At 50.1% G+C, this 22,509-nt stretch carries 26 protein-coding genes; 4 read left to right on the forward strand and 22 right to left on the reverse strand.

What is annotated here, in order from left to right:
- Positions 1-27: 27 nt before the first annotated feature.
- The 7 genes from EDM56_RS17805 to EDM56_RS17835 all read right to left on the reverse strand — a co-directional run bounded on the left by EDM56_RS17805 (position 28) and on the right by EDM56_RS17835 (position 6,003).
- Positions 28-618: a DUF1802 family protein gene (locus EDM56_RS17805; RefSeq protein WP_122919269.1), complete on the reverse strand. Its 591-nt coding sequence runs from the start codon at positions 616-618 to the stop codon at positions 28-30.
- Positions 619-700: 82 nt separating this feature from the next.
- The gene (locus EDM56_RS17810; RefSeq protein WP_122919270.1) at positions 701-1,666 is read right to left on the reverse strand and encodes a carbohydrate kinase family protein; all 966 of its coding nucleotides are present in this window, start codon (positions 1,664-1,666) and stop codon (positions 701-703) included.
- Positions 1,667-1,746: 80 nt separating this feature from the next.
- Entirely contained in the window at positions 1,747-3,324 is a 1,578-nt protein-coding gene (pckA, locus tag EDM56_RS17815; protein ID WP_122919271.1) for a phosphoenolpyruvate carboxykinase (ATP), read from the reverse strand.
- Positions 3,325-3,712: 388 nt separating this feature from the next.
- Positions 3,713-4,063 carry a hypothetical protein gene (locus EDM56_RS17820; protein WP_122919272.1) on the reverse strand — a complete coding sequence of 117 codons (351 nt, stop codon included), beginning with the start codon at positions 4,061-4,063 and terminating at the stop codon, positions 3,713-3,715.
- A 135-nt stretch (positions 4,064-4,198) separates the two neighbouring features.
- Positions 4,199-5,062: an MBL fold metallo-hydrolase gene (locus EDM56_RS17825; RefSeq protein ID WP_122919273.1), complete on the reverse strand. Its 864-nt coding sequence runs from the start codon at positions 5,060-5,062 to the stop codon at positions 4,199-4,201.
- A 66-nt stretch (positions 5,063-5,128) separates the two neighbouring features.
- Positions 5,129-5,521: a VOC family protein gene (locus EDM56_RS17830; RefSeq protein WP_122919274.1), complete on the reverse strand. Its 393-nt coding sequence runs from the start codon at positions 5,519-5,521 to the stop codon at positions 5,129-5,131.
- A gap of 47 nt (positions 5,522-5,568) precedes the next feature.
- Positions 5,569-6,003 carry a hypothetical protein gene (locus EDM56_RS17835; RefSeq protein WP_122919275.1) on the reverse strand — a complete coding sequence of 145 codons (435 nt, stop codon included), beginning with the start codon at positions 6,001-6,003 and terminating at the stop codon, positions 5,569-5,571.
- Positions 6,004-6,203: 200 nt separating this feature from the next.
- Between EDM56_RS17835 and EDM56_RS17840 the strand changes: the two genes are divergently transcribed.
- Entirely contained in the window at positions 6,204-6,626 is a 423-nt protein-coding gene (locus tag EDM56_RS17840) for a Gmad2 immunoglobulin-like domain-containing protein (protein ID WP_183192502.1), read from the forward strand.
- An 88-nt stretch (positions 6,627-6,714) separates the two neighbouring features.
- Here EDM56_RS17840 and pdxR read toward each other — a convergent pair whose 3' ends face one another.
- The gene (pdxR, locus tag EDM56_RS17845; RefSeq protein ID WP_122919277.1) at positions 6,715-8,127 is read right to left on the reverse strand and encodes a MocR-like pyridoxine biosynthesis transcription factor PdxR; all 1,413 of its coding nucleotides are present in this window, start codon (positions 8,125-8,127) and stop codon (positions 6,715-6,717) included.
- A 121-nt stretch (positions 8,128-8,248) separates the two neighbouring features.
- On the opposite strand from pdxR, the gene EDM56_RS17850 reads away from it, so the two are divergent.
- Positions 8,249-8,674 (forward strand): GNAT family N-acetyltransferase, encoded by a 426-nt coding sequence (locus EDM56_RS17850; RefSeq protein ID WP_122919278.1) that lies wholly within the window; start codon positions 8,249-8,251, stop codon positions 8,672-8,674.
- Positions 8,675-8,794: 120 nt separating this feature from the next.
- On the opposite strand, the gene EDM56_RS17855 is transcribed toward EDM56_RS17850, so the two are convergent.
- The 11 genes from EDM56_RS17855 to EDM56_RS17905 all read right to left on the reverse strand — a co-directional run bounded on the left by EDM56_RS17855 (position 8,795) and on the right by EDM56_RS17905 (position 18,411).
- The gene (locus EDM56_RS17855; protein WP_122919279.1) at positions 8,795-10,006 is read right to left on the reverse strand and encodes a branched-chain amino acid ABC transporter substrate-binding protein; all 1,212 of its coding nucleotides are present in this window, start codon (positions 10,004-10,006) and stop codon (positions 8,795-8,797) included.
- A gap of 174 nt (positions 10,007-10,180) precedes the next feature.
- Entirely contained in the window at positions 10,181-10,975 is a 795-nt protein-coding gene (locus EDM56_RS17860; RefSeq protein WP_122919280.1) for an ABC transporter ATP-binding protein, read from the reverse strand.
- Entirely contained in the window at positions 10,976-11,899 is a 924-nt protein-coding gene (locus EDM56_RS17865; RefSeq protein ID WP_122919281.1) for an ABC transporter permease, read from the reverse strand.
- Between the two features lie 41 nt (positions 11,900-11,940).
- Positions 11,941-12,996 carry an ABC transporter substrate-binding protein gene (locus EDM56_RS17870; protein ID WP_122919282.1) on the reverse strand — a complete coding sequence of 352 codons (1,056 nt, stop codon included), beginning with the start codon at positions 12,994-12,996 and terminating at the stop codon, positions 11,941-11,943.
- A gap of 96 nt (positions 12,997-13,092) precedes the next feature.
- Positions 13,093-14,124 carry an ABC transporter substrate-binding protein gene (locus tag EDM56_RS17875; RefSeq protein ID WP_122919283.1) on the reverse strand — a complete coding sequence of 344 codons (1,032 nt, stop codon included), beginning with the start codon at positions 14,122-14,124 and terminating at the stop codon, positions 13,093-13,095.
- 245 nt (positions 14,125-14,369) lie between these two features.
- On the reverse strand, positions 14,370-14,984 hold the full coding sequence (locus EDM56_RS17880) for a PH domain-containing protein (RefSeq protein WP_122919284.1): 615 nt from the start codon (positions 14,982-14,984) through the stop codon (positions 14,370-14,372).
- 174 nt (positions 14,985-15,158) lie between these two features.
- On the reverse strand, positions 15,159-15,539 hold the full coding sequence (gene gcvH, locus EDM56_RS17885; RefSeq protein WP_122919285.1) for a glycine cleavage system protein GcvH: 381 nt from the start codon (positions 15,537-15,539) through the stop codon (positions 15,159-15,161).
- A 61-nt stretch (positions 15,540-15,600) separates the two neighbouring features.
- Entirely contained in the window at positions 15,601-16,053 is a 453-nt protein-coding gene (locus tag EDM56_RS17890) for a redoxin domain-containing protein (protein WP_122919286.1), read from the reverse strand.
- 131 nt (positions 16,054-16,184) lie between these two features.
- The gene (locus EDM56_RS17895; protein ID WP_122919287.1) at positions 16,185-16,724 is read right to left on the reverse strand and encodes a peroxiredoxin; all 540 of its coding nucleotides are present in this window, start codon (positions 16,722-16,724) and stop codon (positions 16,185-16,187) included.
- Positions 16,725-16,855: 131 nt separating this feature from the next.
- Positions 16,856-18,034: an aminotransferase class I/II-fold pyridoxal phosphate-dependent enzyme gene (locus EDM56_RS17900; protein WP_122919288.1), complete on the reverse strand. Its 1,179-nt coding sequence runs from the start codon at positions 18,032-18,034 to the stop codon at positions 16,856-16,858.
- A complete protein-coding gene (locus EDM56_RS17905) occupies positions 18,031-18,411 on the reverse strand; it encodes an arsenate reductase family protein (protein ID WP_122919289.1) in 381 nt (126 codons plus the stop codon). Before EDM56_RS17905 ends, EDM56_RS17900 begins: the two co-directional genes overlap by 4 nt.
- 157 nt (positions 18,412-18,568) lie before the next feature.
- Here EDM56_RS17905 and EDM56_RS31200 point away from each other — a divergent pair, with 157 nt between their 5' ends.
- Entirely contained in the window at positions 18,569-19,252 is a 684-nt protein-coding gene (locus EDM56_RS31200) for a histone (RefSeq protein ID WP_148040395.1), read from the forward strand.
- A 57-nt stretch (positions 19,253-19,309) separates the two neighbouring features.
- On the opposite strand, the gene EDM56_RS17915 is transcribed toward EDM56_RS31200, so the two are convergent.
- Positions 19,310-20,110, reverse strand: a complete 801-nt coding sequence (locus tag EDM56_RS17915; protein ID WP_122919291.1) for a DUF2797 domain-containing protein — start codon at positions 20,108-20,110, stop codon at positions 19,310-19,312.
- 69 nt (positions 20,111-20,179) lie between these two features.
- On the opposite strand from EDM56_RS17915, the gene EDM56_RS17920 reads away from it, so the two are divergent.
- Positions 20,180-20,908, forward strand: a complete 729-nt coding sequence (locus EDM56_RS17920; RefSeq protein ID WP_183192503.1) for a polysaccharide deacetylase family protein — start codon at positions 20,180-20,182, stop codon at positions 20,906-20,908.
- A gap of 34 nt (positions 20,909-20,942) precedes the next feature.
- Here the strand turns inward: EDM56_RS17920 and EDM56_RS17925 are convergent, their stop codons facing one another.
- On the reverse strand, positions 20,943-21,680 hold the full coding sequence (locus tag EDM56_RS17925; protein WP_122919292.1) for an ABC transporter ATP-binding protein: 738 nt from the start codon (positions 21,678-21,680) through the stop codon (positions 20,943-20,945).
- A complete protein-coding gene (locus EDM56_RS17930; protein ID WP_122919293.1) occupies positions 21,673-22,497 on the reverse strand; it encodes an ABC transporter permease in 825 nt (274 codons plus the stop codon). Before EDM56_RS17930 ends, EDM56_RS17925 begins: the two co-directional genes overlap by 8 nt.
- Positions 22,498-22,509 lie beyond the last annotated feature (12 nt).

A 22,509-nucleotide genomic window follows, 5' to 3' on the forward strand; every position in this document is an offset into this window, starting at 1 on the left:
AACTCCCTGGGTTTGTTTGTGCTATTGTTAGCTGTTCAAGATTTGCATCACGGCAGCTCGTTGCTGTTCATACTCCTCATCAGACAGTACCGGCGAGTAGCCTTCTTGCGAGACTTCTTGGAGCAGATTGTGCCACGACTTGCAGCCTTTGTAGGACTCGTCGATCGGCAGTTCAAACGGTTTTGCCAGCTTGTATACGCGTGCGAACAAAATATGCAGCGGCTGTTTCTTCTTCCAGTGCAGGCGTACGTCTGCAAAATTGTCGTTCCAGATATGGAATGGCGCCAAGGCACGCAGCTTTTGCTCGTCCATCAGCTCTACATCGTCCGTGATTTCGGCAAAGTATTCGATCTCTACCGTCGGCTTTTCGATGCTCCATCCTTCCAGCGTAGCATTCAGCAGCTCGTGATACTGCGGCTTAACCATCTCCGCATTTTGGTGCTCATATGTAGGATAGAGATAAAACGTGTTGTTTTCAAGCTTAAATTCTCTCGTTTCCTCATATAATCCGCCTTTGCGGACCGTGATGATCTGTTTTCCCTCGCCCAATGCCTTGACGGCTACCGCCCATTCCTTCAATGACAAGGTGGAGACCGGTTGTTGTACAGTTGTCGGCATCGCACTCGCCCCTTTCCGTCGATTACATGTTGGCTCTAGTGTAGCAGAATTGCCCACGGGTGCAAAGCTCTGAGAGCAATCGTCATGGGCTTGTCACTGTTTTGCGCAGCTGCTCGATTTGGGCAAAAGTCGGCATCGCGGGTATCGCCCCCATCTTTGCAGTCGACAGCGCGCCAGCCGCATTGGCGAAATCGACGATCTCGGCCAATTGTTCAACCTCGCATGCCGCCGGGTCGGAGATTTGGAGCAGTCGATAGAGCACCGCTCCACAAAAAGCATCCCCAGCACCTGTCGTATCGACCGTCTTCACCGTGTAGCCTGCCTGCATCCCTGTCTGTTCCCCTACCCGGAAATAGCAGCCCTCTACACCAAGCGTGACAAAAATAACCCGGATGCCAAACTTATCATGCAGCCAAAGCGTTCCTTCGGAAAGGTCGCTGCATCCAGTCACAAATTCCAGCTCCTCACGCGACACTTTCAAAAAGTCCACATGCGGAAGACAAGCCTCAATCTGCTCCTTGATCCGGTGCGGCTCTTTCCAAAGCGGGAGCCGGATATTGGGGTCGAACGAAATCAACGCTTTTTGCGCTTTTGCCAGCTGGATCGCCTTGTGCGTTGCAGAGCGCGCAGGCTCCGCCGTCAACGAATTCGAGCTGAAATGGAAAAATCGAGTGTGCCCAAACCATTCTGCCCGAAGCTCATCCGCGCACAGCAGCACATCAGCGCCAGGATCGCGATAAAAGCTGAAGGAACGGTCGCCATCCGCTGTCAGATGCACAAATGCCAACGTCGTCTGCGCCTCATTCGTCACGAGCAGGCCGGACGTATCGATTCCTAAGCCCTGTAGCACTTCTTGCAAAAAATGGCCGAATTGATCCGCCCCCACTTTGCCGATGAAGCCCGTTTTTCCCCCGAGCCGCGCGACAGCTGCCAGCACATTGGCGGGAGCTCCCCCTGGATTTGTTTCAAACAGCTGATTGCCTTTTTCCGATTTGCCTGCCGGCGTGAAATCGATCAGCAATTCGCCCAACGCGACAACCTCGCTCATGCTTGCCCCCCATTCACGCTTCTCTTACAAAAGAACCGTGCAGATACGGTTCTGCACGGTTGGTTTTTGGTGGTATATGGTTATGCTTTTGGTCCCGCTTCAGCGATTTCTTCTGCGCCTGGGAACTTTTTGCTGAAGTTTTCTACGAACAGCTTAGCCAGTTCTTTCGCTTGGTTGTCGTAAGCTGCCTTGTCTTCCCATGTGTTGCGCGGCAAGAGGACTTCTGCAGGAACTTCTGGGCAAGAAGTAGGCACTTGTACGCCAAACGTTGGATCTGCAACGAACTCCGCTTTCTCCAGTTCACCGTTCAAAGCAGCGGTTACCATTGCGCGAGTGTACGCCAGCTTCATGCGGCTTCCCACGCCGACAGGGCCACCCGTCCAGCCCGTGTTGACCAGGTAAACGCGCGCATTGTGCTCATCGATCTTTTTACCGAGCATTTCCGCATAAACAACCGGACGCAATGGCAGGAATGGAGAACCGAAGCAAGTGGAGAACTCGGCTTGCGGTTTTGTTACGCCACGCTCTGTACCCGCCATTTTGCTGGTATATCCGGACAGGAAGTGGTACATCGCTTGCTCTTTGCTCAATTTGGAGATCGGCGGGATGACACCGGAGGAATCGGCGGTCAAGAAGATGATAACGCCTGGTTGACCGGCAACACCCGGAATAACCGCACCTGGGATCATTTCCACAGGATAAGCCGCACGTGTGTTTTCTGTGTATTGCGCGCTGTCGTAGTCCGCTTTGCGCGTATTTTCATCCACGACTACGTTTTCTAATACCGTACCGAAATTGATGGCATTCCAGATTTGCGGCTCGCCTTTTTCGGAAAGATTGATACATTTTGCGTAGCATCCGCCTTCGATGTTGAAAACGCCATTGTCAGACCAGCCGTGCTCGTCGTCACCGATCAGATTGCGGTCAGGGTCAGCCGACAGCGTCGTTTTACCCGTACCGGAAAGACCGAAGAACAGGGCAACATCGCCATCTTTGCCGACGTTTGCCGAGCAGTGCATCGACAAGACATTTTGCTCAGGCAAGAGCAGGTTCATCACGCTGAAGATCGATTTTTTCATTTCGCCAGCGTACTCGGTTCCGCCGATCAGCACCACTTTTTTCTCAAAGCTCATAACGATGAACGTCTCGGAATTAGTGCCGTGAACCGCAGGGTTTGCTTTGTAGCTAGGTGCATATACGACGGTGAATTCCGCTTTATGATCAGCCAATTCTGCCTCAGATGGGCGAACGAACAATTGGCGAGCAAACAGGTTGTGCCATGCATATTCATTTACTACACGGATCGGCAGACGGAATGTCTCCTCTGCACCAGCAAAACCATCGAACACGAACAGGTCTTTGCCTTGCAGGTGTTCCATCACATCCGCGTAGAGAATGTCGAATTTTTCACGGGAAATCGGTTGGTTCACAGGTCCCCAGTTGATTTTGTCATGAACGGATGCTTCGTCCACAACGAATTTGTCTTTCGGGGAACGACCGGTGAACTTGCCTGTTAACGCGTTAAGTGCACCCTTGTCTGTGAGCACACCTTCTCCCCGCTTAACAGCAATCTCGACCAGTTGAGCTACCGAAAGATTGTAATGTGTATTTGCCGCAGCGAGTACGTCAGTAAGTTGATTTACCGTCTTCGTTTCCATTTGTGAACGATCTCCCTTCCATTAATCACAAATCGTTAATGTGATTCTATCTCTCGTTGAATTTGTAATTAGTATATCACATTTGCCGAAATAAGCTACATAATTTTAAATTTAGGTGTGAATAAAATGTGAAGGGCCTGTCTTTCTCGGGAAAGGTGTAGACTGCCTCTTGCATCCGCCATTCAGGTATTACACCTTATGCATACTGTGCCCTGCCGTGTCATTCCTGATTCTGTAGGACTTACACGCATAGCGCCAAGCTTTTGAGCAAAAGCAAACAAAAAAACTCGGCACATCGCCGAGCCAAGCTTGCGAATGCCGGAAGACCGTTCCCAAAATTGGTCTGACCACTTCCAGCACCTATTATAACATACTTTCTCCTCGGCTGCTAATTCGTTGCACAAGTCAAGCGAAGCAACGCTTCCCATTTGAGCTGATCGCGGATCGCGCCCCGCGCAGCCACCTTTTGTTGGGCATGCAGCAAGTCCCACTCATTCCCGCTTAAAAGCTGTACCAAGTCCCGCTCGCCCCCGGTGATCACGAGATTGACAGGATCGGTGTCTCCCCATGCCACCATCGGAATGCGGTCCCGTGCAAAAATGAGTGTCACGCCGCCTTCCCCTTCAGCCGGACTAATGCGGACGCGGCTGTCCCAATCGCGCGTCAACCGTTTCAAAAACGCCTTTTTCTCAAGTCGTTCACAAAACCCATCCAGCAACCGCGCCAGTCCGTCCGCCATTCCCATCCCCCGCTTCGTTCGTTTGCCAAACGTTTTCGTTTTTGGCAGCGTCGAATCCTTTGACGAGGGATTGGGGCGGATGACTACCTTTGTCGATGGTCTGAACAAAATAGTGGCAATTTTCGCAAAACGCTATTATTTCGACAAAACATCCTCATCCCAAAACACTTCGAAATTCCCTTCGTGCATACTAGATATCCCTTTTGCAATCGGCTGTTCTCGGTAGGTCATGTAAAGAAACTTCGCTTTCGTCTCTTCCTTGCTCCATCCACTTTGACGGCCTTCGCGGACGATCTGCCTTCCTTCTTCGATGTATGCTTGATCATGGCGAATGCGATCCAGGGTTTCGTCAGCTCCTGCTGGCGCGCCATGGCCGGGGATGAGCAATTGAATGTCGCCACCCTCCACCAGTCGCTCGATTTTTGCCAAACTGTCCGTATAGCCAATGCTATCGTTAATGAATGGAAATTCCAGATTCGACAGCATGTCGCCCATAACCAGCAGCTTCTGCTCTACGAAGAGCGTCGCCATCATGTCTCCCGTATGGCCGGGCACCGATAAAAAGCGGACGCCCCACAGATCGTCATGCTCATCCGCATCAATGGTGCGATCGATACGCGGAAGCAGACACGCTTGCTTGCGCTCGACATAGTATTGCTCGTCAAACGACAATACTTTCCCCAGCTGTTCTTGCAGCCTTCCATCGGCAAGGATCTGTTCCTGTGCCACAACCGTCGCATCGGCAAAAGCGCTGAATCCGGCTATATGGTCCCAATCGCCATGTGTCAGCACGAGCACGACCGGCCGTCCTTTGCGAATCGAGCTCACAAATGTAGCGACCGCTTCAATCTCGTGCGGAAAATAAGCTGGATCAAACACGAACACGCGCTCAGGCGTTTCCACCACCGTCGATGTCGTTTGCCACAAACAGCTCGTAAACACCGTCACGGATTGATCCTGTGCATATGTGCCATTTACCGGCAGTACAAAAGTGTTCATCGTCATCCCCTCCATTTATACGGTAACATTTTCCACGCCGCTCTTATACAAAAAAAGACACCTGGTCTAGGTGTCATCAGCCTCATCCTTATCCAAACGAACTTCCAGATGATGTCCGTCCGGGGTTTCAAAATAGAGATTAAAGCTGGTCGGACGTTCGATCGGTCCACGATAACAAATATTGCGGGTTTCCAGCTTATCGACAAGATAGTCAAGTTCATCATGCGATGCGACGGTGAATGCGATATGATCTACCTGTCCAAAACCATTTCGCCCATCATTGGTTGCCTGGTGCAATCCGATTCTTGTCATATCGCCAAATTGAAAGTAAATCGGGTCGCTTTCTGCCCGGTTTTCCAGCGAAATCGGTATCTCCAGAATATCTTTAAAAAAGAGTGCAACCTTCATCGCATCACGGCAATTCAACGCAATGTGATGAACGCCTTTGATTTGAAACATGGACCTTTCCTCCCAAGCGGCGACAATCTTTCTATGCTTCTTCTTTATTATGCGCTACGGTTTGACGTTTGCTTCCGTTTGTTGAACTGCTGCAAACGCTCTGTCAATTTGACCAAACGATCGTTCAGCATCTTTCTCCAGCTATCGTCTTCCAACATTTTAGCGGCACCCAGTAAATCAAGCGATAAATCGATTTGCTGCTTTAAAATATCACCAAAATTATTTCCTGCATCTATCATAACACAATTCTCGAAAATGTTTGCTATATGATCAACATTGACGAACTCACGGAAATCGACTTCAGGAGCGTTATCCCCTTGTGCGTATTCTACGAGGATTTCGTATTCTCCTGCAATTGCCGGGAGAACCTCAATCCGGTCACAAACTGGGCAGTACATAATCGGAACATGATGAACCATTGTTTTGTAATGGCGTACACTTCCAAATGATCCGATCATTCCAGCACCACAACAAAATCCCATAGTTTCTCCTCCTTAAAAAAAGCCCTGTCCTATAGATTCTATCCTACTTGTGTCATGCACGCTAGAACCAAATTGATGCCAGCCAGTAAAATCCTATTCGTCTGGTTACCGCTTCCAGCGCTTGTGCGTCAGGTTTTTGCGGCGTGAAAATGCCCATACTAGGAAGAGCTTTGGACCAACATCTGGAGGGGAGGACAGCCATGCAAATGAAGATGGGAGAATCGCTGCTCTTCACAGCGCTGACATTCGGCGTTTCCGTCGGATTCGTGCCTTATGAGGACATGCTTGCCTTCAATGCGCCTGCAAGCGATCAAGGAAAGGTGTATCAAAACGAAGCATTCCGCGATGTTACCGTAGAGAAGACCGCGTTCGGCCATTATGCGATCAGCGGGGAAGCTCGCGTATTCGAGGCGACCGTCAACTATGTTGTAACGAGCGGACAGTCGCATGTAACCAGCGGATACACGACTGCAAGCAAGAGCGGCCCCGACTGGGGCGCCTTTCAAATCGAGCTGGATACGACTATGCTGACTGCGTATAGCCAACCGCTTGCCATCACGCTCTTTGAAGCGAGCGCAGAAGACGGACGGCCGCTCCACGAATTAAAGATTCCGCTGTTTTGACAAACCTGGCCCTTGATCAGGTTTGTTTATCTTTCATACAGATAAGGGCAACCGCGGCTCCGCCAAAAGCTTGGCGTAGCCAGGTTTTCTAATAATATGGTGTCCACGCCCGATTCAGAAGTTCAATTCCCGGCTCGATGTGCGCGAGCGGCAATCCGCCAAACCCAAGGAGCAGCAGCGGACGCATTCCTTCCTTGCGCTCATGCCACATCGGCTCGGTGCTGTACACCTTCACGCCATGCGCTTCCGCAACGTTTACAAGCGTATCGGTCGACTCTTTGCTTTTGACTTCCAGCACGAGATGAAGACCGGCGTCTTGTCCGGTGATGCTCACTCGCTCACCCATGTGCGTCTTAATCGCCTGCAGCATCGCGGCATGCTTTTTATGGTAAAGCGTCCTCATTCTGCGGATATGGCGCTCCCATTCTCCCGATTGCATAAACAGCTCCAACGCTCTTTGATGCAGCCTCGAGGCGGTTTGGTCATAGGTGATCAGCCCGCTGCGATAGCGGCCAAGCAGACGCTGCGGCACCACCATATAGCTGATCCGAATCGCCGGCATCAGCGATTTGGAAAATGTTCCGACATAGATGACGTTTCCGTTCCGGTCCAATCCTTGTAAAGATGGAATCGGCTTACCTCGATAGCGGAATTCCCCATCATAATCATCCTCGATCACGAGTGCATCCCGCTCTGCTGCCCAAGTCAGCAGCTTGAGCCGTTTAGCAACGGGCATGACCATTCCTAACGGATATTGGTGGGAAGGCGTGATGTATACCACCTCCGCGTTGCTCTCTTGCAACCGTTCCAAGCTAATGCCGTCCGATTCGAGCGGAATTGGCACCAGCTGGAATCCAAGCCGATTAAATACGTCCCGCACCCGCGGATAGCACGGATCTTCTACCGCAACGTCTTTGCGTTCCAATTCAAGAAGCTGGCATAAGCTTTGCACGAGCGCATAGGTGGAAGGTCCGATGACAATCTGCTCCGCCGTGCAATTCACACCCCTTGATTGGTACAGGTACTGGCAAATGGCCTCGCGCAGTCCCGTTTCCCCTTGGTTATCCCCGTAAAAAAGCAAATCCTTCTCCTCAAGCTGCATGCTTTGCTGGTAGCATTTCCGCCACACATCGAACGGAAAATGGTCCAGATCAATTCCAGACATGAAAAAATCATACAGGATACGATTCCCCTCTTGCTCCTGTTGACTGTCTTTTTGCTTTTCAGCGGAATCAGACGTAGCTAGCGAGTCCGCTTCCAGCTGCACGACATAATAGCCACTCCGTTCCCTGCTTTCAATATACCCTTCCGCGAGCAATTGCTGATACGCCATCAGTACGGTCGTCTTGCTGACCTGTAAATGGATGGACAGCTGTCGAATGGATGGGAGGCGCGTGGCCGCTGGGATCCGGGCAGATTGAATCTCTTCTTTAAAATAACGATAAAGCTGCATGTACATGGCTTCATCGAGCTTTTCATCAAGTAATGGGCTAAAGTCCATTCATATTATTCCTTTCTTTATCTGTACCTGTCAAAACCACATCATTTGTATCTTCCGAGAAGAACAATTCTTTCATATCATAAACGTTATCCACTCATACAAACAAAAAGGAGTCTTTCACATGTATATCAAACTGCTTACTGAACAGCAAGAGTTACGCGAAGCATTCCCTGTTATGAAAGAGCTGCGTACCCATTTGACCGAAGACTCTTATCTGGAGCTGCTCGACACGATGAAGCGTGACGGTTACCGCCTTTACGCTCTATATGCCGATGAACAGATCACCGCATTGGCTGGCGTAGCGATCCGGACTAATTTCTATTATAAGAAGCACCTCTTCGTCTACGATCTGATCACACGTGCCCAAGACCGTTCCAAAGGATATGGCGAATTGCTGCTCGGCCATGTCCATGAGCTTGCCAAACAGGAAGGCTGCGAAATCGTCGCACTCGAATCCGGTCTTCACCGCACGGACGCCCACCGCTTTTATGAAACCAAGATGGGATATGAGCGCTTCTGTTACTCCTTCAAGAAGATGTTGCTGTAACTACCATTGTGCCTGAGAAAACCCGACAGCGCCACTGGATAAAATTATTTCTATTCTGTACAAAAAAAAGCCGGCACCGCTCGCTTCCTTTCGGAAGGCACGGTGCCGGCTTTCGCTTTCTTACTCTTTTACTTCGCCGATGAATACTTTGTTGTTGTTGTCATATTTGTACGCAAATACTTGCGCAAATTTGTTGTCGCCTTTTTCGTCGAAGCCGACTTTTACGAATTGACCTTGGAAATCGCTTGTTTTGTGGATCGCATCCAATACTTGCTCACGGGACGGTTTTTTGCCGCCGTTTGCTTTGATTGCTTCCATCAAACCGTTCAAGGTTACGCTCATCGCATCATAGCCGAAAGAAGTGAAGATACCGACTTTTTTGCCAGTCGCTTTTTCGAAATCTGCAATCCACTTTTTGCCTTCGTCAGTACCAGTCAGGTCGCCGACTGTGGACGTGAATACAACGTTGTTTGCCGCATCGCCGGCAATTTTCAGCATGTCAGCGGAGTCGAGACCGTCGCCACCCATGAATGGACCTTTGAAGCCTTTTTCACGCGCTTGCTTCACAATGATGCCTGCTTCCGCATAGTAGCCGCCAAAGTAGATCATGTCAGGATTTTTTGCAACCACTTGGTTTACGATCGCACTGTAATCTTTTTCGCCAGCGGTTACACCTTCGAATGCAACAACTTGTACGCCGTCTTTTTCGAATTGCTTTTTCACTTGCTCTGCCAAGCCTTGTCCATAAGCACCTTTGTCATGGATCAAGAACGCGGTTTTTACACCCAGTTGGTTTTTCGCATAAATCGCAGCTTTGGTACCTTGCTGATCGTCACGCGCACAAATACGGTGTACGACTTTTTTGCCTGCATCCGTCAGGTTGGAACCTGTGGAGGAAGGAGATACCATGACGAGGCCCGCTTCATCATATTTAGCAGCTGCCGGAATCGAGGAACCGGTCGTTACGTGGCCCACGACAGCCAATACATTCGGATCGGAGATCAGCATCTCTGCGCTGGCTACGCCTTGCTTCGGATCTGCTTGGTCATCCTGTTTGGACACTTCAACAGTGAAGCCTAACTTTTTAAATTCTTCTGCCTTTTGAGCGAGTGCGTACTCTTCACCTTGCAGGGCAGTAGAGCCGTAGTCTGAAGCAGAACCGGACAGCGGTCCTACGGAACCAATGACGATTTTTTGGTCACCAGCAGCAGCTTCTCCGCCGCCTGTGCTAGCATTGCCTTCCGGGGCCTTCGCAGCTTGGCCGCAACCGGACAGCGCTGCTGTAACGGCGAACATAGTTGAAAGTAATGCAATTTTTGTCTGTTTTTTCATGTAGAAAACCCCCTCTTTCGTTTATAGACAAATGTCCAAATGGAACGTACACGACCTATTGTACAACAAATTTGAATCTTGGTAAAAACTTTAATTTTCCACTAAATAAATTTGTGATAAAACTACGGCTGCATCAAGCTTTTGACGCGGCCGTAGCGATGGTGAGCAGGAGTTCTAGCCCAAAATATAGCGGTCTTCTGTGAAAGCCTCGCCTCTCGCCTCTTCAAAGGCGCTCAGCAAGTCTTTCGTTGTCATCTGCTGTTTTTTCTCTTGCGGAATATCGAGGATGATATTCCCTTCATGCAGCATCAGCAACCGGTTCCCCATGTGCAGCGCCTGCTCCATGTTGTGCGTGACCATCAAGGTGGTCAGCTTATTCTGCTCCACGATTTTGCGGGTCAAATCCACGATGAGTGCAGCGCGTTTCGGATCGAGCGCCGCTGTATGCTCGTCAAGCAGCAAAATTTTCGGTTTAGTGAAGGTCGCCATCAGCAAGCTGAGCGCCTGACGTTGTCCGCCGGACAGAAGGCCCACCTTTGCTTTCAGCCGATTTTCCAACCCTTGATCCAAAACTTTCAGCTGCTCGCGGAACAGCTCCCGCTTCGCCGCCGACACGCCGAACGAAAGAGTCCGGCTTTTTCCGCGTCCATAGGCGATCGCCAAGTTTTCTTCGATGGACATGTTCGGTGCTGTACCCGCCATCGGGTCTTGGAAAACCCGGCCGATCAGCGACGCACGCTGATGCTCTTTCTTGCGCGTAACATCTTGGCCGTCGATCGTAATCTTGCCGCTGTCAGGAAGTAATCCGCCCGAGATCAGGTTCATCAAGGTCGATTTCCCCGCACCGTTACCGCCGATCACCGTAACGAAATCACCGGGAGCCAGATGCAGATCGATCTTCTTCAATGCAACTTTTTCATTGATTGTGCCTGCGTTAAACACCTTGCCTGCTTTGGAGATCGTAAGCATTTATTTTCCCTCCTTCGCGGTTTTGGCGGTTTTTTTCAAAACGTTTTTGAATACGGCCGGGAACACCAATGCGATGATGACGATCAGCGCCGTGATCAGCTTCATGTCCGACGGCTGCAAACCGGCACGCAATGCGAGCGCAATTACCAGACGATATACCACAGATCCGCCGATTACCGCGATTGTGGCACGGAAAATCGTCATATGGCCGAACAACACTTCCCCGACGATTACGGAGGCCAGACCGATGACGATCATCCCTGTCCCCATCCCGACGTCAGCAAACCCTTGGTATTGCGCGATCATTGCACCAGCCACCGCTACGAGCGCGTTGGAAAGCGCCAGACCGATAATCGTGGTGGTATCGGTATTCGCACCGAAACTGCGGATCATCGTTGAATTGTCGCCGGTCGCCCGCAAGTCAAGCCCCAAATCAGTACGTAAAAACCAGTCGATAATCAGCTTGATAATCACAACAAACAGGAGGAAGAGTATCGCAACACCCGTGATCCAGGTAGTTCCACCAATGGTCAGGTCAGGAAAATTCAAGTCCTTCAGCATGGTGTAGATCGTCTCTTCGCGCAAGAGCGGCAGATTGGCACGGCCCTCCATAATCCTCAAGTTGATCGAATACAGCCCGATCATCGTCAAAATCCCTGCCAACAGACCATTTATTTTTCCTTTGGTGGTCAACAGTCCCGTAACGATCCCCGCTAGCGCGCCGCCTATCAAGGCGATCAACGTGGCAAGAAAAGGGCTGTAGCCGTCGATGATCATTTTGGCAGCGATCGCTCCACCCAAGGCAAAGCTCCCATCCACCGTCAGATCAGGAAAGTTAAGAATACGAAAGGTTAAATAAACGCCAAGCGCTAGCAGCGCGAATAACAACCCCTGTTCTAAGGCTCCATTAATTGCGACACTCATAGCTTCCTCCTCATTTGCAAGGCTTCATCGGCCTCATTCCATTACTGGTCGATTACTTCATTCGCTTTGTCAAGCAAGGATTGCGGCAGGGTCACACCCATTTTCTCAGCTGCTTTCTTGTTGACGATCAGTTTCATTTCCGCTTGCTTCTCTACAGGCATGTCAGCAGGTTTCGCTTCGCCTTTGAGAATTTTCACAGCCATGTCAGCTGTTTGCGCACCCAATTTGTCGTATTGGATACCGTATGTTGCGATAGCACCGCTTTTGACGGAGTTTTCTTCACCAGCGACAACTGGAATTTTGTTCGCTTCCGCTACGCCAATGACCGCTGCGATGGACGAAACTACCATGTTATCGGTTGGCACGTAGATCGCATCAACTTTTCCTACCAACGATTCAGCAGCTTGCTTCACTTCTGTCGGGCTGCTGATGGAAGCTTCTACGATTTCCAGACCCAATTTGCTAGCAACGGATTTCGCCAGGTCAACTTGAACTTTGGAGTTCGCTTCCCCTGCGTTGTAAATAATCCCTACTTTTTTCGCATCCGCTTTCAAATCTTTTACCAATGCCAGCTGATCTTCAACCGGGTTCATGTCGGTAGTACCGGTCAGGTTGCCTTCCGGTTTGTCCATCGATTTCACCAGACCAACGACAACTGGGTCAGTAACTGCGGTAAATACAACCGGGATGTCCTTGATGTTTTGTGCTGCTGCTTGAGCAGTTGGGGTCGCGATAGCAAAAATCATGTCCACTTTATCGCCCTGGAATTTTTGCACGATCGAAGTAGCGGTATCCATGCTGCCTTGCGCGGATTGTTTATCAAATACAACTTCTTTCCCATCGGTGTAGCCTTGTTTCGCCATTTCAGCGATGAATCCGTCGCGAGCCGCGTCCAGCGCAGGATGCTCTACGATTTGCACGATACCGATTTTCACTTGTTTACCCGCAGCTGGCTGCGCGCTTTCCTGCTTCGGTGCCTCTGCCGGCTTGTTCTCTGCTGGTGCAGCACTTTGCTGCCCACACGCTGTAACAAACAAAAGCGACAACGTACACAAAACGGATGAGACGGTTAGCTTGCTCTTTCTCTGTTTGAACATCTTAACTCCCCCACTTCATTTAATTTAGAAATCGCCCAGAAAACAAAGAAAAGGAGCTCGTATTCGAATACAGGCTCCTTTTCTCATCAATGAGCGTTATTTCACGATCTCTTTCGCTGCCTTCTTCAAATCTTCAGGTATGGTTAACCCAAATTTTGCTGCCGCCTGCTCATTAATATAAAGGTCTGCTTCTTTGGATACTTCCACTGGGGTTTGGGTTATTTGTTGACCGCCAAGGATTCGTGCTGCCATTTCGCCAGTTTGTTTGCCCATCTTGTAGTAGTCGATTCCGTAAGTGGCAATGGCGCCGCGTTTCACCGTATCCGTATCAGAAGCAAACACAGGCAGCTTCGCGGCCTCTGCCGCCATCAGCACACCTTCAACTGCGGAAACTACCGTGTTGTCGACCGGAATCAACACTGCATCTGCTTTGCCGACTAGCGATTGCGTGGCAAGCTGCACTTCTGACCCTGTGCTGACACCCGCTTTGACGATTTCGACGCCCATCTCTTTCGCTGCGTCTTCCAGCTCTTGCACCTGGACTCCGGAGTTTACCTCGGAGGTTGTGTAGAGCACGCCCAACTTTTTCAAGTTTGGCAGGAAGCCTTTAACCAGCTCGAGCTGCTTTTTCATCGAAAGCTTATCGGAAGTTCCCGTCACGTTTTTATCTGGTTTGTCCAAGGACCCAACCAGGCCTGCCGCTATAGGATCGGTTACTGCGCTAAAAATGACCGGCTTGTCTGCAATCGCTTTGGCCGCTGCCTGAGCGGTCGGAGTCGCGATCGCGATGACCATATCCTTGTTATCACCTGCAAATTTCTGCGCGATTGACACGGTATTGCTCATGTCTGCGTGTGCATTTTGCAATTCAACCTTCACGTTTTTCCCGTCTTCGTAACCTGCACCCGCCAAACCGTCGACGATCCCTTTTTCAATGGCATCGAGTGCCGGATGCTCCACGAACTGTGAAATGCCGATGGAGTAGGTTTTGTCCGCAGGCTTGGCCTCAGACGTTGTCGTTTCCGGCTTCGTTTGCGGCTGTTCAGCAGGCTTTGCCCCACACGCAGCCAATGTCAACATCATGGAAACGGACAGAAAAACTCCCAGTGCTTTGTTACTTTTTCTCATCTAAACTCTCTCCTCTTCTAAGCTATGCTAAACTCAACTTGGTTGGTATTATAGCACACTTTACAAAACTATATTTAATTTTAAATCTTCTAAATTATCTAACATATGCCTTGTGTAAAAAAATGCACCCTCACTAAACTTACTTCTATTTCCTATCATACAGCTACGCTTTGACGTTGAAAAGTGATAAATTTTGGACAGGTAAAAACCCCTATTTAGAAACTAGGGGTTTTCCATCTTTATCATTAGTTATTGATGAATTTCTCAAAAACTTTGCCAAAATCTTTTACGACGTACTTCTCTTTTGACTCGGTTAACCAGGTAAAGGTGTATTGGTTGATCTCCTTAAACTGATTTGCCACATCCGCTTGGATCCCCGCCACGCGGCCGAGCGTATTTTGTGCCGATTCAAGGCTTTGCCGCGCATACTCCAGCGCAACTTCGTTTTCATGCATGATTTCGGCCATTTTTTGCAGTGCTTTGTACAAATCTTTAACTTCTTCCAAATGTTTTTTATATACGTCGATGGAATATTGGTGGGGACCAATCGAGAATTTGATCTCAATGTCCAAGTCGACCGTTCCAGCAGTCTCTAATGCGACTCCGGTAATTTTGTGTGTGGAGTAAGGGAAACGGCGGAGCATTCGCTTCTTGCTGATCGCACTGGTTCCATCCAAATGAATGAGTGCCTGGTTTGTGAAGCAGTATTCATCTGTCTTGGACTTAATCAGAAAATAAATGTTCTCGCCGTCTTCATGCATCACATAATCATCGGAGTCAGTCTTGTCAAAATCCTTTGGTTTGATGATTGTACCCAAGTCGCTTAATCCAAGAGCGTCTGCTGCCAATTTGCCAAACATCGCGCAAATCCCCTCTCCCACTCGAAATTTTCCCACCAGTGTGAAATACGAATGGCGGTATTTTTGGTTCCTTTCCTAGATTACCATAATGGCATTTATTGTAAATCCGGATGCGCAAAAAAATTCCCCTGCTCACCATCATAGGCAAACAGGGGATTTTCCCTTAAAACAATCTTATTCTTTCACCATTGCTTCGTACTTGTCGGCATCCATCAATTTGTCCAGTTCGCTGGCGTCGGCCAACTCAACAACGATCATCCACGCCTTGTCGTAGGAAGAAGAGTTCACGAGCTCAGGCGCATCTTCCAGTTCACCATTCACCTCAATAACAGTTCCGGTGACCGGTGCATACAGCTCAGATACGGTTTTCACGGATTCAACGCTTCCGAATGGCTCATCTTGCTTGATCGTTGCACCTACTTCTGGCAGCTCGACAAACACGATGTCACCCAGCTCGGATTGAGCGAATTCAGTGATACCGATGTACGCTTTGTTGCCTTCGACGCGTACCCACTCATGTTCTTCGCTGTAGCGCAGATTCTTAGGAAATTCCATTTGATTTAGCCTCCTGTCAATCGCTGTTCAATAAATACCTATACATAATTGGACAAAGCGATCAAGATTCCTCTTCAATCCCCAAAATTCGATGCAACCGTTTTTTCACCATGTTCAGACCCTTTTCACCGGCCTGGAAGTGGCGAAGCTGCAGGTTTTCGTCAAACAAGTAATAGGCAGGAACGTATTCGTTCGCGAACGCATCCGTCGTCTTCATTTCATTGTCGACCGCGATCGGATGGGTCAGCTCATACTGTGCGATCGTTTGCTTGATCGTCTCAAGGTTGGTATCCGCTTCCGAGCGGGGCATATGGATGCCGATCACCTTGAGTCCGTTTTCCGCATAATTCTCGCGCCATTCGTTGATCTGCGGCAGCGATTCCTTACACATGTAGCAGCTGACCGACCAAAAATGGACCAAGACAGGCTTGCCTGCCAATTCCGCTTTCGTCACTTGACCGTTTATCCATTCCGTAACTCCAGGAAAATCAGGCAGTTCTTCACGCAAACGCATTATAACCGCTCCTCCCCATTCTTATTCATGCGAATTGAAGTCACTTGCTTTCGATGACAGTTAGCGTAGCTCTATCTGTAAAAAAGGGCCTAACAAAGTAAGTTAGACCCTTCATTTCAAAAAGAAGTGAATTACAGGTTAGCTTGTCCTGGGCGCCAGTTAGCTGCGCACAGACCGCCGGATTGCAGAGCTTGCAGAACGCGCAGCGTTTCGTCTACGGAACGGCCTACGTTCAGGTCAGTTACAACTTGGTATTTCAGAACGCCTTCTGGATCGATGATGAACAGACCGCGGAATGCGATACCTTCGTTCTCATCCAGAACACCGTAAGCTTTCGCTACAGTTTGCAGGTTGTCGGAAGCGAGCGGGTAGTGCAGGCCGCCCAAACCATTTTGTTCGCGGGATGTGTTGATCCACGCTTTGTGGGAATGGACGGAGTCAGTGGACACGCCGAGAACTTCAGCATCCAGATCTTTGAAATCTTCGATTGCATCGCTCAACGCGATGATTTCCGTTGGGCACACGAAAGTGAAGTCTAATGGATAGAAGAACAGAACGAGCCATTTTCCTTTATAGTCGGACAGGGAAGCGTGACCGAATTCTTGACCGTTGCCCAGAGCGGTTTTCATGTTGAAATCAGGAGCTGGTAGACCAATAAGACGTTGTGCCATTATGTAGTGCCTCCTCAAATTTTTATCGTGATTTGTTGTACGCGGTACAACACAACCTATGATAACAATAGTCTAAATTATAGTCAATACAATGTAGGAATTATTTTAAGGAATGTTTACAGTTTTTACAATCAACGCAATAGACCGCTCTCTTTGATTCTGTGCGCAACTTCGCGCAGCACATCCGGCTCTTTCACCAAGGCGATCCGCACATAGCCCTCGCCCTCTTGACCGAATGCATCACCCGGAATGACGACCACACCCGTCTTTTCCAGCAGCTCGAAAGCGAATGAGCGGGACGTGAAACCATTCGGTACTCTCGCCCAAATGAACATAGTTGCCTTCGGGGGCTCGATTACCCAGCCAGCCTCAGCAAGCGAGCTGAGCAAAACATCGCGGCGTTCCTGATACAACTCGCCGACCGGATTCGCCTCGCCACACGTTCTGTCATGTACAAGTGCTGCCACCGCCATCTGCTGCACGGCGTCAAACACACCGTAATCGATGTTTGATTTCACGATCGCAAGCGGCTTGATCAGTTCGGCATTGCCGACCACGTAAGCGATCCGGCAGCCCGCCATATTGAAGCTTTTGGAGAACGAGTTCAGCTCAATCCCTACTTCTTTTGCACCCGGCGCTTCCAAAAAGCTCGGTGGACGATACCCGTCAAAGGCCATTTCCGAATATGCCAAATCGTGAGCGACGATGATGTCGTTTTCCCTGGCGAAACGAACAACTTCTTCAAAAAAGGACAGCGGCGCCACAGCTGATACCGGATTGTTCGGGTAATTAAGGATCATGAGCTTGGCGCGTTTGCGCACGTCCGCAGGGATCGCAGCCAATTCCGGCAGAAAGCCGTTTTCCGCACGAAGCGGCATCGGGTAAAGCTCGGCTCCCGCCAGATGGACGCTTCCCGCATAAATCGGATAGCCGGGATCCGGAACGAGCACGATATCGCCCGGGTCGGCCCATGCCAACGCGAGATGCGCCAAGCCGTCCTGCGAACCCATCAGCGCATGAATCTCAGTATCCGGGCTCAGGTCAACATTGAAACGATGGCGATACCATGCCGCCACTTCCTGGCGAAACGCAACCGATCCTTGCGAGCCTGGGTAGCCATAGTTATCCGGATTTTGCACCGCGTCAACCAATGCCTGTATCAAGTGAGGAGCCGGCGGCTTATCCGGGCTGCCGATCCCCAGATCGATCACCTGCATACGCTGGGCGACCTTGCGCTTCCGCTCCGCCATTTCCGTAAAAATTGCCGAGGTCAACTGGTTCAGCCGTTTGGAAGGTTGACGTCCGCTCATTCGTGCTTCCCCCATGTTTTTGCATACTCATCTTCTTTGAACCCGACCGTCACCGTTTGCTGGTCGGTTGCCAGCGGGCGCTTGATCAGCTTGCCGTTGGATGCGAGCAATTCGAGCATCTCTTCTTCCATCATGGTCGGAAGCTTATCCTTTAGATTCATTTCTTTATAAAACTGGCCGCTCGTATTGAAAAACTTGCGCAGGTCTAGTCCGCTTTTTCTCCACATGTCACGCAGCTCATCCTTACTCGGCGGACGATCCACAATCGGAATCGATTCATAGCTGGTGCCTGCCTGTTCCAGCCATTTTTTTGCTTTGCTGCATGTGCCGCACTTGTCATATCCGTAAAAACGGAGCGTTTGCGTCGTTTGGCTCATTTCCCTTCACCTCTTTGCAAGAATTTCCTCGAAGGTAACATAACATTTTTCTTTATTTTTTCAAATAAATTGCCTCTGGTTTTCCACAGTTTCACATCGCTTTTCCATAACTTCTCTCTATACTGTGCCTATTCCTTGAATTGGAGATGATTTGATCATGATTACCTTGAGAAACAAAATGATCCCAACTCTGGTGGCACTGTCTTTGACAATGCCGGCAGGAGCATTCGCAGCGGAGGCAACCCCAACCCCCGCAGCCAAAACACCACTCGCACATGCCAGTACGCTTGCGACTGCCAAACCTGCACCGAGCATCTCCAAGAAGACTACTTCAGCAACCGGTAGAACCGCAGCTTCAAAAACAGGGACAACAGCAAAAAAAGCGGCTACTGTGAAGAAAACAGCTACTTCCAAGACGAACGCAACAGCCAAGACCGGCTCCACAGCCAAGAAAGCGGCTACGGTGAAAAAAGCTGCTGCTTCCAAAACAACCGCGACAGCCAAAGCCGGCACCACCACCAAGAAAGCGGCTACGGTGAAAAAAGCTGCTGCTTCCAAAACAGCCGCCACTGCCAAAGCCGGCACCACGACCAAGAAAGCTGCTACGCTGAAAAAAGCAACTGCTTCCAAAACAGCTACTAAAACCAAAACTGGTACCGGCACCGCTGCCAAGAAAGCGGCTACCGCGAAAAAAGCTGCCGCTTCCAAAACAGCCGCGAAAGCCAAAACCAGCACCGCCGTCAAGAAAGCAGCTACCTTGAAAAAAGCTTCAGCCTCCAAAACAACCACGAAACCAGTGGCAAAAGTTACAACACCAGTTCCTGCTCCGACCAAAAAATAAGCCCGTTTTTCATAACAAGCCCCGTTCCCTCTTGTAAAGGGACCGGGGCTGTTTCATTTATCCTCGGAAGGCTACATGATAACCTGCGTGCTTCCGTGTTTGGAACACGCCTGTGCTTAAAATCAGGTATTGCGCCTTTGCCCCGAGCAGCTTCCCTTGAATTGTTTCGGTCTTGTCCAACGACATGGAGTTGATTTTGTCGAGTGTCTCCAAAATCGGATACGTGATGTCCACCCATTCGTTTTCATTCAACTTGAACGGATTGAATTGTTCTGGGAAGTGTTGATACACCTCGTCGCGAACCGCAAGCAAATCTTTGTCCGTCACATCGCCCTTCAGCATTTTGCGCCAGTTGGTCTTGTCCGGCAAATATTGGCTGAGATGAAACTCCAGTTTGCCAGCCATCCGCCTCGTCGGCAGCTCTGCAATCGGGATCGCACGAATCGCCCCTTGGTCGACCCAGCGTTTCAGCTGATTGTGCTTGCGTGTCAGCCCGACCTTCACATCACTGGACAATGCTAGGTACACGTAGTGCGGGATCATGCAGTACGTTTCGCCAAAGCTTTCATCACGGCATGTCCCATTGTCGAAATGGCATTCATGCGGCTTGACGATGCAGAGGTCATTCTCTGCCAGATTGGTGAAACACGGATAACAATATCCGCTGTTAAACGTCTTGTTTGTCTTGCGGCCACAGGAAATGCAATTTTTTTGCCCCAGGTAGGTTATGGTAATATCCGATCCGAGCAAATCATTAAGTGGGATTTTCTCGTCGTCTAAATGCAAATAATAGTCTACAGGCTGGTCTTTTCCATGATAGGTATGGACAAGCCCGCGCAGCAGTCCGTTTTTCTCCAACACAGCTCTCCCCTTTGCTTGCAACTCCCTCAATTGTACCACAAAAACTTATGATCAGCCGGATACGGCATGACTACCAGAAAGGAGCTGCTTGCTATCAAACGCCTTGTATTGCTGTTTCTTTTGCTTGTGATCGCGCTGGTTCCGCTGCAGGCTTCCGGTATGCCTCGGGCCAACTATGAACCTATTCACCGGATCGACACGCAGCGCAAAATAGTTGCTCTTACCTTTGACGATGGCCCTGATCCCGTCTATACGCCATTAATTTTAGAGACCTTGCATCAGTATGGCGTGCCCGCAACCTTTTTTGTGTTGGGCTCGCAAGTCGACAAGTACCCCAAAGTCATCCAGTGGATCAAGAAGGCTGGACATGAGATCGGGAATCATGGCTACTTCCATCATGACTTGAATAAGCTAACCGAGCAGGAGATTTACGATGACATCAAACGCTCCGAGCAAAGCATCCTGCGCACCACCGGACTACTCACCCAGTATTACCGGCCGCCCGGCGGCGTGATGAGCCCGAATGTGATGAACGCCGTGCAAACGTCTGGCTACGACATTATTCATTGGTCCGTGGATCCGCGCGACTGGTCCTTGCGCCGCACCGCTTCCGTGATTGCCAACAGCGTGAAAAAACACGTCACTTTTGGCGACATCATCCTGTTCCACGATGGTGGCCTGAATCAAAAACAGACGCTGAAGGCGCTCCGTGAGCTCATCATCGACTTGCGGCAAAAAGGCTACAAATTCGTCACGGTAAGCCAACTCCTGGACAACGGAAAAGTAAAAAAATAAAAAAGCACCCGCTTGAGGTGCTTTTTCGTCATGATCAGGCGCTTGGCATGGCGGCCGCGAATAGCAGGTCTTGGATCTCTTCCTGCATATGCTGCCTGTCAGCCTGCTTGCAAATGAACGTTTTCAACAGTTTCCCATCGTGGATGTAAATCAATTCGTCGGCCAATTCCGTTGCCACCTCAAGCTGATGGGTGGAAAACACGATGGTTTGCCCGGATTGCCGAAACTCCTTCATCATGGCGACAAACCAGCTGATCCAATGAAGGTCGAGACCGTTTGTCGGTTCGTCCAAAAGCAGGACCGCAGGCTTTGCCACAGCGGCTTGTGCCAGCATGAGACGTTGGCGCATGCCTTTTGACAAGCTGGTGCACAGCTTGTGCGCGTGCTCCTGCAAACCTACTTTGCCGAGCATTTCATCGATCCATTCCGGATGAACGTGACGTAATGCGGCATAAAAGCCCAGCCATTCGCGAACCGTGACTCCTCCGGGAAACTGGAAATCATCCGGCATATAGCCGATTTTTTTTGCATACGCGGTGCGATGTCGCCTCCAGCCAATGCCATCGATCGTTACCTCTCCCGTGGAAGGGGGGATCATGCCCGCGATCATTTTGATCAGCGTGCTCTTTCCCGCGCCATTTCCCCCACATAACGCAACGATTTGCCCTTGGGCGAATTCGAGCGTGACGGGCGCAAGTGCCGTATGTCCTCCATACCTTTTGCTCACGTCGCTTACGGAAATCATGTCTGTCCGAAACGGTTGGTTATCCATGCTTGCGCTTCCTCTCCATCCAGATTTTCCCGAGAACGATTTGGACGCTGCTGAAAACAGCGCAATACCCAATTGCCCACGCGCCGCCGGCTACTCCGTCGAGATGGCCGAGCAGCACATAGTACGGCTGCCCAAAAATGGCCCCGCCTCCCAGCTGTGCGGTGAGCATAATCCGCAGTGCTTCTGCAGGATTGAGGGCAGACAGGCCGATCAAGGTGTTTTGGACGATCGGATACGGCAAAAATCCCAAAATCCCCAGCAGCAGCATCGGCCAAATCATGATACAGACGAACCAGACGAGGATGGACAGCATCAGCGCTTGCCAGCGATTCGACGAGCCGATTCCGATTAAGACCCCGACTGCCAAAAACGTGAAGAGAAGCATGACGGAAAACAGATAGAGCAAAGCCATCCACGCGAACCCAACCGGAATGGACAGCGCCATGCAAATTACGCCGGCCACCCCGAACGAAAAGCTGGCGACAACCCACTGCGACACGAACTGGCCCAAATATTTGCCGATGACATAGCTCCCAGAGGAGAGCGGATACGTCAGCAGCAGGGCATACCCGCCTTCCTCCTTTTCCTGAGTAATCGAAAACGACCCAAGCAAAAGCACGATGAGCGGGAGCAGATACAGCATGACGTTGAGCAAGGTCCCAGTCATATTGTTATAGGCCCCGACATCGGGAATATTGCGCTGAATCAATAAAATGAGCCCCATCATCAACAAAAACAGAATGCCGAACAAATAAAAGGAACGCTGCCTGAGCGAGGAGCGCAGCTCTTTGCGAAACATCACCCATGTATCAACCATACCGATTCTCCA

Source organism: Brevibacillus fluminis (assembly GCF_003710825.1).
Classification (GTDB): Bacteria; Bacillota; Bacilli; order Brevibacillales; family Brevibacillaceae; genus Brevibacillus_D; species Brevibacillus_D fluminis.

What these genes read in the sequence shown, in the direction of transcription:
- EDM56_RS17805 (WP_122919269.1), bottom strand. Translation starts at nt 618, where the DNA reads ATGCCGACAACTGTACAACAACCGGTCTCCACCTTGTCATTGAAGGAA.
- EDM56_RS17865 (WP_122919281.1), bottom strand. Translation starts at nt 11,899, where the DNA reads ATGAGTGTCGCAATTAATGGAGCCTTAGAACAGGGGTTGTTATTCGCG.
- EDM56_RS17890 (WP_122919286.1), bottom strand. Translation starts at nt 16,053, where the DNA reads ATGCGTTTGCGTGAAGAACTGCCTGATTTTCCTGGAGTTACGGAATGG.
- EDM56_RS17925 (WP_122919292.1), bottom strand. Translation starts at nt 21,680, where the DNA reads ATGGATAACCAACCGTTTCGGACAGACATGATTTCCGTAAGCGACGTG.
- pdxR (WP_122919277.1), bottom strand. Translation starts at nt 8,127, where the DNA reads ATGGACTTTAGCCCATTACTTGATGAAAAGCTCGATGAAGCCATGTAC.
- EDM56_RS17920 (WP_183192503.1), top strand. Translation starts at nt 20,180, where the DNA reads ATGACTACCAGAAAGGAGCTGCTTGCTATCAAACGCCTTGTATTGCTG.
- EDM56_RS17855 (WP_122919279.1), bottom strand. Translation starts at nt 10,006, where the DNA reads ATGAAAAAACAGACAAAAATTGCATTACTTTCAACTATGTTCGCCGTT.
- EDM56_RS17860 (WP_122919280.1), bottom strand. Translation starts at nt 10,975, where the DNA reads ATGCTTACGATCTCCAAAGCAGGCAAGGTGTTTAACGCAGGCACAATC.
- EDM56_RS17900 (WP_122919288.1), bottom strand. Translation starts at nt 18,034, where the DNA reads ATGAGCGGACGTCAACCTTCCAAACGGCTGAACCAGTTGACCTCGGCA.
- EDM56_RS17905 (WP_122919289.1), bottom strand. Translation starts at nt 18,411, where the DNA reads ATGAGCCAAACGACGCAAACGCTCCGTTTTTACGGATATGACAAGTGC.
- EDM56_RS17850 (WP_122919278.1), top strand. Translation starts at nt 8,249, where the DNA reads ATGTATATCAAACTGCTTACTGAACAGCAAGAGTTACGCGAAGCATTC.
- EDM56_RS17880 (WP_122919284.1), bottom strand. Translation starts at nt 14,984, where the DNA reads ATGTTTGGCAAATTGGCAGCAGACGCTCTTGGATTAAGCGACTTGGGT.
- EDM56_RS17825 (WP_122919273.1), bottom strand. Translation starts at nt 5,062, where the DNA reads ATGAACACTTTTGTACTGCCGGTAAATGGCACATATGCACAGGATCAA.
- EDM56_RS17835 (WP_122919275.1), bottom strand. Translation starts at nt 6,003, where the DNA reads ATGGGATTTTGTTGTGGTGCTGGAATGATCGGATCATTTGGAAGTGTA.
- EDM56_RS17840 (WP_183192502.1), top strand. Translation starts at nt 6,204, where the DNA reads ATGCAAATGAAGATGGGAGAATCGCTGCTCTTCACAGCGCTGACATTC.
- EDM56_RS17870 (WP_122919282.1), bottom strand. Translation starts at nt 12,996, where the DNA reads ATGTTCAAACAGAGAAAGAGCAAGCTAACCGTCTCATCCGTTTTGTGT.
- EDM56_RS17895 (WP_122919287.1), bottom strand. Translation starts at nt 16,724, where the DNA reads ATGGCACAACGTCTTATTGGTCTACCAGCTCCTGATTTCAACATGAAA.
- EDM56_RS17830 (WP_122919274.1), bottom strand. Translation starts at nt 5,521, where the DNA reads ATGTTTCAAATCAAAGGCGTTCATCACATTGCGTTGAATTGCCGTGAT.
- EDM56_RS17930 (WP_122919293.1), bottom strand. Translation starts at nt 22,497, where the DNA reads ATGGTTGATACATGGGTGATGTTTCGCAAAGAGCTGCGCTCCTCGCTC.
- gcvH (WP_122919285.1), bottom strand. Translation starts at nt 15,539, where the DNA reads ATGGAATTTCCTAAGAATCTGCGCTACAGCGAAGAACATGAGTGGGTA.
- EDM56_RS31200 (WP_148040395.1), top strand. Translation starts at nt 18,569, where the DNA reads ATGATTACCTTGAGAAACAAAATGATCCCAACTCTGGTGGCACTGTCT.
- pckA (WP_122919271.1), bottom strand. Translation starts at nt 3,324, where the DNA reads ATGGAAACGAAGACGGTAAATCAACTTACTGACGTACTCGCTGCGGCA.
- EDM56_RS17875 (WP_122919283.1), bottom strand. Translation starts at nt 14,124, where the DNA reads ATGAGAAAAAGTAACAAAGCACTGGGAGTTTTTCTGTCCGTTTCCATG.
- EDM56_RS17820 (WP_122919272.1), bottom strand. Translation starts at nt 4,063, where the DNA reads ATGGCGGACGGACTGGCGCGGTTGCTGGATGGGTTTTGTGAACGACTT.
- EDM56_RS17810 (WP_122919270.1), bottom strand. Translation starts at nt 1,666, where the DNA reads ATGAGCGAGGTTGTCGCGTTGGGCGAATTGCTGATCGATTTCACGCCG.